This window comes from uncultured Capnocytophaga sp. (genome assembly GCF_937936315.1).
In the GTDB taxonomy this organism is placed as follows: Bacteria; Bacteroidota; Bacteroidia; order Flavobacteriales; family Flavobacteriaceae; genus Capnocytophaga.
The window spans coordinates 1-16,012 of the sequence record NZ_CALGWU010000065.1 but is presented as its reverse complement, the minus strand read 5'-3'; the positions used below and the strand labels follow the sequence as shown (position 1 = coordinate 16,012).

Sequence of the window (16,012 nt, the reverse complement as noted above, 5' to 3'; positions counted from 1 at the left end):
AAAAACTCCCTGATGAATTAGATTCTATCAGGGAGTTTTGCATTAATTATTTGAGTAAATATTTTTTAATCGGCTGCTCGATAGAGGTTGAAGTGACCCATATATTCTTGGTCGTCTTCACCTTCTTCGTGGGTTTTAAGGATGTACCAATAATCACCTGTTGGTAATTCTTTGCCGTTATAACGACCATCCCAAGTTTCGCCTGAACGCAAACTAGTGATATAGCGTCCGTAACGATCGTAGATATCTACTGTTAATTTAGGATAACTACGATATCTATCTGGATCCCAGCCATCGTTTTGTCCGTCACCATTAGGGGTAAAGAAATCTGGTGGTACTGACTTCATATACTCTTTCTCTATGGTGAGCGTTGAACTACATCCATTAGCATCTACTACCTCTACTACTACCGTTTTGTAAGCTTTTCTACCTACTACTCGAGTTGTTGGGTCGGTAGATCGCAACATATACTCATTGCTGCCATCTTGATATCCATTGAACGTATAATTATAACTTGATGAGTTGCCGCCTACTGCTTGAACTTTTATCTTATTGATAGCTCTTGGATCACTGATGTCCTTGAGTTCTAGACCGCGATAACGTGTTAGACTCACTGTGCTACCCCAAGTTTGTTCACAGAGTGGCGCTCCTGGTACATTTGAGTAGTAATATACCGTAAGTGTGTATTGTCCTGCTGATATATTATCGGTATAACCGTACTTACCATCAAATCTATTGAATGGATGTTTTTGAACTCCTCCATCTACTGAGTAGAGGGTATTGCTAGAGGTGAGTTTATCATCAGCTTGTGAGAACTCTACACGCAAATAGCTGGTTGTGTAGGTTGTTGATACTACCGAACAATTAAACTGTTCTTTAACATCTACAATATCTAGATTAGGTGCTGATGGCACTGTTATCTGCAAGGATTGTGGACACTGACCATCGGTATATTCTAAAATGTAATCACCTACTACGTTTGTTATGGTGCTTACTGCTCCTGCGGTAGCTATGGTTCCTATATTGACCGTTGCTCCTGAGGCTGATTTGAGCGTATAACTATAAGGGGCCCTACCACCTTGAATACTGAAGATCAACTGACCATCGCTTAATCCATAGCAGGTTTCGGATACTGTAGAGGCTCTAGCTTGTAACAAATCGGGCTCTATAATGGTGAAACTGTGTTCTAACTCACAATTGATCTCTCCATTAGATCTTACTTTGACTACGTAAGTACCTGCCGATAAGCCTGTATATTGGCTATTTGCAGCATCGAACGTGCCTGCCTCTGGGGTAATGGTATATGTATAGCTATTGGTCGCTCCACTTACCGCAAAGGTAATCGTTCCATCATTTACTCCATAACAGCTCATATCGGTTTTTGTTGCCGTGGTGGCTGTAAGACTATTGTAAGCGGTTACATTGACTGTAAGGGTTGTGGTACAACCATTCAGGTGAGCAAAGGTAATACTATGAACTCCTGGTGTTACTCCTGTAAACCTTCCTGAATTCACTGGTGCGGCACCATCTAAACTAAAGCTTACTGCGCCTGTATAACTTGCATTTACCGTAGCGTCGATAGTATTGACAACTACATTATTGCCACAGCCATAAGTTACCGTAGCGGTAGGTTGCAAATCTACTCCTGATTTGATCTCTACTGATACTTGTGTTGTACAAGAACGTGCATCTTTCACCGTGATGGTGTGTGTACCTACCGATAAACCTATATACAAGGTCTTACCTACTGTCCAAGCTCCATCGTCTATTGAGGTACTGTAAGATTGGGTACCTCCTGTAATGGTAATTGAAACGGTTCCATCACCTGCTCCATAGCATATCTCATCGGTTTGCTTGTCGATTACTACATTCAATACATCAGGTTCGTTGATCTTGAAGATTTCGTCTACAAAACAACCATTCTTATCTTGTGCTCTAACTATGTACTCTCCTCGGGATAGTCGTGTGAAATAACCTTCGGATACAAATCGATCTAATCGTGGGCTGATAGCGTATTGTATATCGCCTGCTCCTCCTGTTACTGTTATAGAGATAGTTCCATCGCGCATTGTGTTACAACTGATATCGGTTGTAGCTGTTGCTACTATAAAGGCTGGTGATTCACCTATATTAACTGTAGCTGTTTGCACGCAATCTACGCTGGTTACCTCTATTTGGTAAGTGTCGCTTGCTAAGCCTGAGAATGCCCAGTCGGTGGCGTTTACTTGAGTAGCTGATACTGTTTGTGCAACTCCGCCTTTATATAACTTGTACTGGTAGTTACCCAAAGCGCCGGTTGCCGAGAAGGTAATACGTGCTGAACTTTCTCCGTTACACTTCACAAAGGCATCATCGGTGTTTATGTGCAAGGCTAAGGTTTCTAAAGTGGCTATGGTGATCTTATTAGATACTTTAGAGCTACAGCCATTAGCATCTTTTACATAGAACTCGTAGTCACCTACATCTGCAGCATTGACCGTAACGCTACTTCCCACTATTGTGGTTGCTCCGCCTTTTACTTGATAGTAAGTATAAGCTCCTGTGCCTCCCGTTGCTACAAGCGATATAGTAGCTGGGGTATTACAAGTAAGCGGGCTGGCTATGCTGGCTACTATATTAAGTTCGGCAGGTTCGGTAACCTCTACTTCTATTTGGGCTTCACATCCCCAACCATCGGTGATTATTAACACATATTCACGTGCATCTAATCCTGTGAATGTGGTATCGGTTTGTGCGCCTTTTACGATAGCTGCGCCTTTCTCTTTTAATTCATATACATAATTACCACTGCCTCCTGTAATGCTTTGTACTCTTACAACTCCTGTACGATCGCTAAAGCAATTTACATGGGTTGCTGTTACGGTTGCATCTATAGGTGCTGGGGCACTCATCACTTGAGTTACAACTGTTGCACAACCATTTTCATCTTTTACCTCTACTGTATAGGTTCCTGTGGATAGGCCTTCGAAAAGTGAGGTGCTTGTATAGGTTCCATATACTGGATGGGCTGTACCATTGTGAGACAAACGATACTCGTAGTTGCTCCAGCCTCCTGTGGCCTCTACTTTAAAGGCTCCTGTTTGACCTATTCCACACTTGATGCGATCAGTTACTGTTACTGAAGCTGTAAGGGCTGTGGTTGGCTCGGAGATCATTACCTCTGTGCTGGTTACCGTACAATTAGGAGCATCGGTTTGGGTCATTCTTACCACATAGCTACCTTTTGGCAAACCACTGATCACTGCTCGACGTACTGCATCGGGACTGCCTATTTGAGTTTGTAATGTACCCACTGGGCTAAGTACTGGACTCACTGCATAGGCTTGGTAAGATATCGCGCCTTGGTAACCACTGAAAGTTACTGTGATTTCTCCATTGCTATCGCCTACACAACTCACTGGCTTGCTTTGTGCAGCGGTTACTTCCATCGATCTAAACTCATTTACCGTATGAGATACTGTTGCATAGCAACCCGTATCTCTATCGGTTACTTTTATCGTATAGTAACCTGGAGCATTAAAGTGTACCGTTGCTACATTTGTTCCTGCTGTAAGGGTTTGGGTTGATGGCGTTGGGGTTGCCACACTGCCATTGGCTGTTACCTCTACTATATAACCTAAGTTCTTACCTCCTACTATAGTGAAGTTCACCGTTTCGGATTGATTACAACTCAAGGTTGATATACGGGTAGCATTCACCGCGCTGATGCGTTGTAGTGGTGGTACTACCATTGGGGTATAGACTGCTCTACAACCATTGGCATCCTCTACATTCACTATCACTGTTTGGGTAGCACTACCTGCACTGGTAAGACTGTATACACTGCTGTTTATCCAGCCTGATGTGGTGGTGCTTATACCATCAAATACTTGATAGTTGTACTTATAAGGTTGTGTACCACCTTGGGCTACTGCCGAGATAATCGCTTGTTGGGCATTGTTATCAGTATCACACTTATAGTGGGTAGTTACCGTGGTGGTATTGCTCACTATCAAGACTGCTGGTGCACCTATAATTATCGTTTGAGTAGCTGTACAGTTACGCGAAGAGGTGAGCGTTACTGTATATGAGCCTACTGGCATTCCTTCAAATTCTATATCTTTAGGGGTAGTATTGACCGTTTCGCTACGCGTGAATCCTATTCCTACTATATTAATTTGATAATCAGTTTGCGTTTGGCTACCTGGTATGGTAATTTTTAGCTTACCATCACTACTGCCATTACAGCTTACTGCTGTAGTGGTGTGAGTGAAGCTTACTGTTGCTGCATCGGTTACATCAAATGTGTATGTTTGGGTAGGACAACCTGTTGCCACATCGTATACCGATACTTCATAATTACCTGCTGGTATATTAGTAAATCCATTGGTGGTGGATACACTACTTACTCCTGTTGCTGTGTTCTTAAGGGTATAACGCAAACTTGGTGAGTTACCTCCTGTATAAGTGACGCTAACTGTCGCACCTGTAACTGGAGATGGTGTACAAGTTACTTGCTTGATAAAGCGTACGCCTACTCCTTCTACCGGTTCGTACAAGGTTACTGATTGAGTGAGTGTGGTGGTACAACCCCAAGAATCGGAGATGGCTACTTGGTAAGTACCTGCACTTAAGTTTTGGAACTCGGTGCTGGTTTGAGCTCCGCCTTGAGCCACTCCATCTTTGATGAGTTGATACAAGTAGTTCGCTCCTTCACCTCCCGTTACACTTCTCACACCTATAGCGCCCGTACCATTAGTACAGTTCGCATTGGTTACCGTAAGTGTACCACTGATAGTTGTTGGCGTAGCTATCGTTACCGTATTGCTAAGTGTTGTAGCACAACCATTGTTGTCTTTTACCAATACTCTATAAGTTCCTGGGGTTAAGCCTGTGCGTACACTTGTATTTGTCCACACTTCTAAACCTACGGCTGCTTGACCTATATAGTACTGATAAGTACCCCAACCTCCTGTTACATTCTCTATAGCTATCTCTCCACTGTTGTAAGTAGGTGCACTCGCACAAGTGGCTTGATGTACTGTAACACTTGCTGTGATAGCCGCTGTTGGCTCTTCTATCTTGAAGCTATAGGTTTGTTCACAAGCTGTATTATTGTCTTTTACTGTTACTGTATAGGTATTTGGTGCTAAACCTGCTATGTTGAAGGTAGCTGTTGTTCCCATTGCTGTAAATGGTGCGGCAGGGGTTATGGTTCCTGCTGATGGGCTCACCGTTACATTATAAGCATGACCATTTACTGTATTGCTAAGGGTAAAGGTGGCTGTTCCATCGTTGGCACCTTTACAACCTACATTCTTCACTTGTGGGTTTACTATGCTAAAGTTGTTTGGATTAGCAGAGATGTACAACTTGCTGGCTATACAACCTGTAACTTTATTAGCTACCCAGAATGTATAGGTGTTATTAGGTGCTATGGTAAAGCTATTGCTTGTTTGCCAGCCTCCTGTTGTTGGGGTGATAACTCCCGCAGGAGCGGTTGCGCCTTGGTAGTACAACAACTGACCTGTAAATGGTGCTCCTGAACTTTGTTTAGCGCTAATGGTAATGGTTTCACTCGCGTTACAAGTTCCCGTAGTGGTTACCGCAAAGTCGATCTTATCAACATCGAAGGATTCGAACGGTTTGATCACCACTGAGGTTTGGGTGCTACATCCATTGGCATCAACAGCGGTGATGGTTATTGTTCCTCCTGCTATATTACCTACTGTAAAGCTATCGCCTGTTCCTGAAACCGTACCATACAAGTACTCTATAGCATATGGACCTATTCCGCCTTGTATCGCTCCATTGGGTACTCTTATCTGTGCTTGTTCTACACCGCCTGAGAAACCACAACTGAACTCTTGCTTAGTGTTCTCTATAAGTGTTTTACTTATAGTTAGAGCTGTAGGCTCTTTCACTGTCGCTGTATAAACATTGGTACAGCCGTTAGCTGATGTTACTGTAATGGTATAAACTCCTGCAGCTAAGCCTCTTACTTCTCTATTGACAATAGAGGTTGCTGGTACTGCCCCTGTTGGACCTTGTACTGCATAAGAGAATGCTCCTACTGAGGTGGTATTGACCTCGGCAAGGTATATCACTCCATCGTTACTGCCTGAACATGTTACTGTTCTTACCGATGTGGTAATCTCTGGCTGCTCGGCTGCTCGTACAGTTATTGTCTTAGTATAACTACCACAGTTACCTGACGCATTATTGTCCTTAACGGTTATCGTATACACACCTACAGTCGTTACATTGAAGGTCGTTTTATACTCTCCTGCTGTTTGTGCAATCGTAGTAGGGCCTATTGTAACGCCTCCTGGACTTGTATAACTATATTCATAGTCGCCTGAACCATTGTCTACTTTTACAGTGATTACTGCTGCAGCTCCCGCACAACTCAATGGTGTGCTTAAGGAGATATCTGCCTCCAATGCATTGGTAATAGTCACTGTTTTGGTTGCGATACATCCTGTAGATTTATCGCGGATTTGTACATCGTACGCGCCTGCTACCAAGTTTGCAAATACATTGCTGTTTTGGTAATCTAAGCCTCCATCTATTGAGTATTCATAACCATTGAGTTCTGCTCCTGTTGCAACTGCCCCCACTGCGCCTATTTTGACTTGTGGCTCAATAGTGAGTGTGTACTGACCATCGGCACATCCTAATATGGTTGTTTTTGCTATATCTGGCGATGGTGTTACCATAAAGGTATAGTTACCTAAATTAGCTGAACAACCATATTGGTCTTCCATTTCTAATTTCACTTGGAAACTATAAGCTCCATTAGGATATTTTGGCATTGATGGTGCCACAATATTATCTTTGATTATCTGTACTCTAGAGGTGCCTGTTACTATTGGGGCACCAAAAGTTACTCCCGGTGTTATTGGAGTTACTTTATAGGTGTAAGTTCCTCCGCCTCCAGTAGGATTTTGTACCTCTAAAACTCCATCACTATCACAAGTGATCGTTGCACTTTGTGCTACTGTGGCTGAAAGTGTGGCCAACTCTCTGATGTGAAGATCTCTACTACCCCACTCACAATTAGTACCTTCTTTTACTATCACATAGTAAGTTTTATTAGGTGCTAAAGCGTAAGTCCCTGTAGGGGAGATAGTTGTAGCATCTTGTCCTGCTCTTGGCATCACCGCTGTACCTGCGTGTGGTGTTGGAATACCTGGAAGTAAACCTGCTTGTTTTTCGTATATCGCCCAATTAAAAGTAGTGCCCGTAGTAGTACCTGTATAATCAGCGCTTCGATGGATTCTAATCGTTGCTTGACCCATTTGACCATTACAAGCTGGATTGGCTATTAATGTTGCCGTCATCGCTGGTGTGGCTACATTGGCATAGATATCTCCTGTATATTGACTCTCACAACCATTAGCGTCTTTTACTCCAAAAGTATAAGTACGACCTACCACTAAGCCCGTAAATACGTAAGTACGTGAATAAGTAGCTGATACTGGTTCATAAGCCCCTCCATTTACATTGAATTGGAATGGTGCTCTTCCTACCGATGGATCTATGGTTACCGTAGCTGTAAAGTACTGTGTTCCTGCGGCTGTACAGTTATAAGCGAACCTATCGATATCGGTAGTTACACTAATGCCCCCTAACGGAAGTGGCACTACATAAGCCGTCGCTGCTGTACTACATACATTAGGTGCTGTGGCACTAGGACGTGTTGCAAAACGAATTTGTACTGTTTTGCCTGGCTCGGTTACTCCTGATAAAGGAAGTATGTAATGCGGGTTGTTTGGCATTAGATGCCAAGTATTACTATTGTTAATATCATAGTATATCTGGTTACCACCTGCTCGGTAGGAGGTCCAAGCGTCATTACCCATCGTAAGGGTAAGAGTAGCTGCTGAACCTATTGATAGACAATCACCTACTGTTGCTGATAAGGTAATCGTCGCTGTAAGGGCTGGCATATCGGCTAAAGTAACACTTTGAGTCGCATTACAGCCGTATTTATCGGTTACCGTTACTGAGTAAACGCCTGCTACAATATTGCTGATTGTATAAGTATTGGTTGTTATACCTGCATAAGTGGCTATCACTGGTGTGCCTGCATTACCATAACTTACCTTGAAGTTACCATCGCCTTTGATGTCTTTCAATATTATATTTCCTGTGGCTGAACCTTGACAAGTAGGCGTTACTGTCGCTGCTGTAAAGGTTACATCATCTGCTTTCTTTATCACTACTTGATGCGTTTTCACGCAACCGGCCGAACGTACATAAACGGTCCAAGTTTGTACGGCTGTAGCGAACTGTGGAATCACTTTGCTCGTATCTACAGTATTATAGTCTGTACTAATTGGAACTGCATTGCCTAATTTATAAGCATATTCTATTTGACCTATTCCAGCTCCTCCTGAGGCTATCACCTCTATCTTAGCACTAGTATTACAACTACTTTGATGGGTTACCCTTACCGTACTATTCAGTGATGGATAAATGCGTACTTGAGTAGAGGTACTACAACCATAACCATCGGTAACGGTAAGACTGTATGTGCCTTGGGTAAGACCTGTGAATGTGTGGGTCGTAGCTCCTGCTGCTAAACTTATAGCAGCATTCTGATTCAATCTTACTTTGTAGTTGCCATTGCCACTGTTGATCTTAACTCCTATCTCTCCATCACTATTGTTAGAATAACAAGTAGTTACTGATGTCGTTAATGTTATTGCTGTTGGTGTAGCTACTACAAATGCACCTTGTAAAGCTACCACACAACCATTCTTATCTTCTACTATAAAAGTAGGTGTGCCTGGCAATACATCGGTGAATATATTGCTGGTTTGAACTTGTGTATGAACTCCTGACTGATAGTAGTATTTATAAGGTGGCGTACCTCCGCCTGCCGTAAGCGTTACTCGTGCCTTATTGTTGTTTGAACATTTCGCTGGCTCACTAACGGTAGCTGTGAGTGTAAGCTGATCGGGCTCGGTAATGGTTACTGTACGAACTATTGAACAAGTGCGATTGTTGAAGGTTATCGTGTTGATACCTACTCTCAAATTATCTACCTCAAAGGTTGGTGTGGTAATCGCTGTGCTATAACCTACTCCTGAGCGAACTCCTCCATTAACCCCTAATATTTGATAACCTGAACCTCCTAAATTCTCTATCTTAAAGGTCGCCTTCCCTTCTCCGCCCCTACAAGAAGCATTGGTTTGACTCACTACACTAGCCTTGAACTCATTCCCCATAGGAACTATTACTTGTTTTGTGATCTCTTGTTCGCATGATTCAGGCTCTTGATATACAAAAATATCATCTACTGCCATATCACAGCCTACTCCTGCCCAACTCTTAGTGCGTATTTCAATACGTACTTGATTGATACTTCCTGGATTGAGTTCTCCTGAGAATTCATGCCAATCATTAGAATGCGATGATCTTACAATAGTGCCATAATCTTGCTCTTGGCCTATCTGTGCGTTAGTAATAGGATCTACCAAACGAATCTTAATATCTGGCAAAGCTCCTCCCATTCCTACTTTTTCAAGATTCATCACAAACATTTTATACTTAATCTTGCGATTAGCATTTATATTTACTGTTTTATGATATAATACATCACCATTACCTACATTTCCAATATCAATTAGCAACATTCTTGACTTATTGTTGGTAGGATTTGTGTGGTCATTAGCATTTGACCAATACATTTGGTGTGATTGTATAAATACTGAGCTATTAGAACCTATTACATAGCGCCCTGACGTTGGTGGTAAACCAGGACCACATTGTATTTGAGGGGATACATTAGTACTACAAGTATCTTCTCCAATTCCAAAATCATCTTGGATCAATATACTTGAAGCTGGCGGATTGGCATCTTTATATCTAATCGTTACTGTATAGCTACCTGGAGCTAGGCCTGTTATAGTTGCTGTAGTGCCTGTAGCTGTTTTGCCATCTATCTCAAAAGTATAATTGTAGTTATTAGGCACTCCTGTAAATACTACTGTCCCTTTACCTGTACAATCGTAACTTGTAACTGTATAAGTAGTTGCTGTAGGTTCTGGTATTTTAGCTGTAACTGTAACTGTAAGTGCTAACTCACAACTATTGGCATCTTTCACATATACCGTATGAACGCCTGCTGGCAACCAACCTCTATTGATATTGCTGTAGTTACCTGAAAATTTGTACTGATAAGGTGCAGTTCCTCCACTCGGATTGGTAATACTTACTTCTGCTTTATCCTTGTTTGTCCCTGTTCCACAACCTATAAGTTGTGATACCCCTGCAAAAGCTTGTAATGGATTGGCTGGTTGAGAAATTGTTACGTTTTGAGTAGTCTTACAATTATTAGCATCGACTACTTCTACTATGTAGTTCTTAGCAGCTAAATTTGTAAATACAAGTTGACTTCCTTTATCTACTGTATCTAAAAATACCTTATAAGGAGCCTTACCTCCCACAATTGTTAGAGAGATAGTTCCGTTGTTCGCTCCATAACAGCCTATTGATGTAGTGGTTATGGTTACTGTAGGAGCTACTGCGGCTACCAATGTACCTGCTCCTGTAATAACACAGCCTTTGCTATCGCTAACCTCTATTGTATAAACCCCTGGGGTAGCTGTTTCGTAAATAGCTGTATTGCCTACTACATTTTGAATTGTTTGGACTACTGTGCCTGCTCTCTTCACTATATAGCGATACGGCGCATAACCATCTTTTACCTTCAAGGATATCTTACCTTGATGGGTAGGTGGTGTGTCACAAGTTATATCTTTTACTATTGTTGCTCCTATTCCTCCATCTATAGATAGGGGGGCTTTGATTTCGGCTCTATAGGTAGCCCTACAACCGTATTTATCTGTGACGGTGAAGGTATGAATCCCTACATTTAAATTGTTAAATATATAAGTAGGTGTATTTTGGGTCGATTTTGTTACTCCATTGTGCTGGAATACATAAGGTGCAGTAATCGTATTATCTGAGGTGTGTACCTCTACCTCTACTTTCCCTTGAACTCCTGATTGCAAACAATAGTTATTATTGGTCGCATTGGTCGTAGCTGTAAGGGTAAGGGTAGGTGCACTCAACACATTGACAGTCGTATTTTTTTCACAATTATTAGCATCTCGTACATATACTGTATAGCTGCCAATTTGGGTTACCGAAAAGACTGGTGAGTTTTGATAACCAAAAAGAACTGTAGCTCCTTTTCGCAATGAGAACTGTTTGGTCCCTGTACCTCCTGTTGCTATGGCTGTGATATTGGTCGTTCCGTTACATCCTAAAATTACATTACCCGCAGTAACTGTAAGATCAGAAGGTACTGTAATGGTAAAGTTACGAGTTACCTCGCAATTGGCATTGTTTTGCTCTGCACGAATTTTAACTGTATGCGCTCCTCCATTTAAATTAGTCCATCTGAAAGGATTGCCTGTCGTGGCTACAAATGCTCCTCCATCTTTACTTACATAATAAGTAGAGGAAGCATTCTTTAATGTAACTTGATATTCTCCTAACTGACCAAAACACTTAGATTGAATAACCTTTTCTGTTGCTGGATCTACTCCAAAGGCTTTGTTATTATCTATGTTTATGGTAAGTGTATGAGTAAAACCGCAAGATTCAGGTTCTTGGTAGAGATAAATATCATCTATAGCTAAGTCGTTACCACCAATTACATCACTATAAGAACGTACTACTGCATAAAGAGTGGTATTATTACCAGGGTTTAATTCTACATTATATTCTTTCCAGTCATTTGCATCTTTATGTCCAGGTATATTTCCTATGTGATTAAAGGCTAAAGCTTTGGAAGAACCTAGTAATATATCAGCCTCACTTTTATAAAGTTCTAAACGAATAATAGGGTCTGTACTATTTGTTGTTACACCATTGCCTCCATTTAAGTTATAGAATGCTACTGAGAAGCGTATAGGCTTATTTGGAATGATATCAACCATTTTACGTTGGTACAAAATACCAGCAATACCTGCAGAATTACCAATATTAACAAACAAAATACGTCCATTTGTTTTCTTAGTATGGTCTACAGGATTTAGAAAGATGCTAGGATTCATTCTATTAGTAACAGCATATTCTCCATCATTTATATTTTGCCAAAAACTACCAGCCGGTTGTGTTTTGGTGCCTCCATTCCCATTATAAAGAACTGTACCACCATCTTGAGGTTCGAAGAAATACACACCATTTATGTAAGGAGTTTTAACATGATCGTTACCTTCTCCAAAGTCTTCTAAGAAGAGGACATTTTTAGTTGGGGGATTAGTATCAGCATATTTAATTGTAATTGTGTGTATACCTGGTGTAAGGTTTGAAAAAACATTATTATTTTTAGGGACTCCATCTAACTCATAAGTATAGGTATAAGTACCTTTATTATTAGCAACAGTAACTGTTCCTTTCCCTAAACAATCATAACTAATTAAAGGGGTAAAAATAGGTTCTGTAATTTTATTAGGAACGACAACATTCAAATTAGTACGGGCACAATCAATAGCATCTTTTACTGATAGATTGTAAGTGCCGGGAGTTAACCAACGTTCACGAGTGGTTGTCCATACCCCATCTCCAAAATTATACAAATAAGGTTCTTGACCTCCTTGTACATTAGAAAAGCGCACCAAAGCTTTATCTTCATTAGTACCTGTACCACACCCTACTAACCTTTCTATTCCTGCTGAAGCAATAAGACTTCCTGCGATAGCGGTACGCATTGTGCGAGTAGATATTATAGTACAAGAAGCTGTAGTACCATATTTATAACGCAAGGTAGGGGTATATATTCCTCCTGGCATAAGATTGATAAACTCGCGTCCCGACTGGAAAGTAATATCATCTATACTATATTCATAGGTATAACTCACTGTACTTTGTGGTTCACTAAAAGTAATTTTAGCATTTGCTCCACAATTGGTAAGGGCATCAGTAATTGTGAAAGTAGGAGCCGGTAGTGTTTGTATAGATACTGAAGATTGGGCTGTACAGTTGTTCTGATCTACTACAGTAAAGTTATAAGTACCTGGAGAAGTTACCGTAAAATCATAGTAATCTCCTGTGAAATTGTTATAATATGTCGCACCATCACGAGTAAACTGGTAGGTATTGCCTTTAGTTCCACCGCTTGCTGTAACTCGTATTACCCCTGTACCACACATTATTGGTGAGAGCACTGTAGCTACAGCTTTTAACTCGGTTATCTTTTTTACCTCTACTGTTTGTGCTACATTACATCCATAGGTGTTTTCTAAACTTACATGATATCTACCTGCATTGAAGTAGTTTGTAAACTCTACCAATGATGCTGAAGTAACTTTTGTTACTGTCCCTCCACTTTGGTTGTTGGTACGGATTACTATACTATAAGGAGTATAAGGTGCATCGGTGAGTTCTATGCGCATGCTACCTTTATTATTAGCACATGCCATAGGCGTAACCGTAACTTTGAGTTGAGGATCGCGTTTCTTTACATATAATCCATCTATCTCAAATACACAAGGAACTGTAGTGGTTTTTGTAACTGTTTGTTTGACTAAAACTCTATAAGTCCCTTGACTATTTATGTCAAAATATGGATTATTTTGGTAATTAGTAATTGTTGTTGTACCTTGTAACAAAGCATATTGATAACCTGTTGCTGGTACATCTTTGATGGTTATACGACCTTTTGTTGTACATACTATATCTGTTACTTCTGCCTTAGGTGATAAATTGTTCTTGGTTATCTTGAAATAATAATATACCACACAATTACCTGAGCCATTACTATAAGTGACTACTAAACGATAGTCTCCCTCTTGATTGAATGAGTGTTGGGTAGTAGTGCCATTTGTTGTATGTACATCTGTCCAATTACAATTGTACACTTCAAGACTTGGTGGACATTCTTTAAAACGATTGCTTTCGGCTGTGTTGCAATTGCCTTTCTTCTGCCAAACAAAGTTTATTGCATTGGAAACATTCACTCTTAAATTGATAGAGGCATTAGCGCCACACAAATATAACTGTGGATAATACTGACCTGTATCTGGACATATATATAACTCTCCATTTATTTGTCTATTCTCAATCATCTTATGAATAGGATGATCGCTTTCAGCAGGATTAGGTTTTACCTCGTAGATTTCATACATTGTAGAACAACCTGTTTTGACCTTTGTTACCTTATAGGTGCCTGCTTCTGAGACTGTAAGAGTTCGTGAGGTGCCTTTTTGACCTTTATTCGTACCTTCGACTTTTTCCCATTTATAACTGTCAAATCCTTCGGCGGCTGTAAGCAATGCATTGGCTTGACAAAGGGTGATGGTTTCCTTGTATGCACATTGACTAAAATCGGTAGCCACTGTGAAGAGGGTGGGGGCTGCCGTTCCTGAGTCGCAAGAGGTTGTTTGTGGAAAACTCTTAGCGGTAAATCCTTCGGCTGTAGGGTTCTCTACTCCATTGTAGGTAGCCGAGGCACTATTCTCTATTACATTGGCACAAGGGTCGCGCCAATCATCACAGCTATTGGCTACTTGTACTCCAAAGGAGATTTCTTGCCAAGCACTACCTTTTTGTACTAAATTATTGGGTACTTGGAATTTTATTTCGCGAGTAGCTGGGTTGTAGGCCGTTACATTAACACCTGATGGCACATTGATACCCGTTACTTTATTTTGTAAACTAGATGGAAATACATCGGTGATTACTAAATCTTTAGCATGGTCATTCCCCGTGTTTCTAAAGCGTATTTTATAGCGAAGTGAAGATCCAAATGGTACTGTAGTTGCATTGGTCACATCTTGATTTGCAGCATTGAATACCCGCTTCTCTATTACTACATGAGGTGAAATAACCTCTACATTGAAAGCAAAGAAAAACGGATAATATGAATCTTGTACTGTCTTAGGACTAATAGTAGCTGTAGTTGCATTATTCCCTAAAATATCTTTAGAGTTGTTTGGCAAATTAAAAATACCTATATCAAATCCTAATAAATTCGTTGATGCTGGGGTTCTGTTAAGATTCTCCCCTCCTTCATTTGTTACCTTACTATTAAAAAAATTATCTCCATCTCTATCTGGTACTGAAGTAAGCTTTTTGCCATTGATATACAATTGATCGCCTGCTATCCCTAATTCACCTTCTAAAGCTGCAAAACCTATCTTGGCTTTTACTGGACCTGAAGGTACTGTTTTAAATCCTGATATATTAATATTGGGATTACGACCATTCCTTACTACTGAAAAACCATTAAACAAGGATATATTACGACTCTCGCGAGCTAAATCTTCATATACTATTACTAGTGTCCAACCTGCTGCATAACCTACCCCACTATTTTCTTTACCATGAGGCGCTTGAATATTCCCTACTGTATAAATACCTCCAATACTAGAAAGTAAATTTGTTACCTCTGCTCGATATACATAGGCTTTTTGAGCATGTATTCCTCCTAATGTAGAACTTACCTCATGACCACCATCATATATTACAGTCCCTGTAAGATCATGATAAGCTCCTGATCCCACCTTAAATTTTACATTTTTAAACTTCGCCTTTTCTAAAGAAGGATTACTCTGATTGATTACTCGCTCTTCTGTATAGGCTGCCCCCCAATATAAATAGGCTTTTACTACTTTTTTAGCACAAGTAGATGATGGCTCAACTACATTGGCTGAACTAGAATTAAATGTGCTGTTATCGCCATCTACATCTATATAATTAAGATCTATACGTGCATTGTGCCCATATGAACCAACATAAGGTGTATTGGCTGGATAACTCCCTATATTCAATATAGAGTTACCTACAACTATCATATCCCCTTTTACCGTCTGTTGAAAAAAAGGAGGATTGAATGATACATCTTGGGCAACCAATTTAACTATAGTCCCTAAAAAGAAACATTGTAATAGTATAAACTTTTTCATAATGATTATGAATATTTTCTTCTAAAAATGCTAATTACTGAAAATAAAACTGTGTAGAAATCGACACAATTAGGGTTTCACGCGCAAAAATACGATATTATTTTTAC

Annotated in this window: 1 protein-coding gene; it reads right to left on the bottom strand. The window is 40.4% G+C overall.

The genetic code is table 11. The features are described 5' to 3' along the window. Positions 1-65 precede the first annotated feature (65 nt). On the bottom strand, positions 66-15,905 hold the full coding sequence (locus Q0162_RS13100) for a T9SS type B sorting domain-containing protein (RefSeq protein WP_297892591.1): 15,840 nt from the start codon (positions 15,903-15,905) through the stop codon (positions 66-68). Positions 15,906-16,012: the final 107 nt, after the last annotated feature.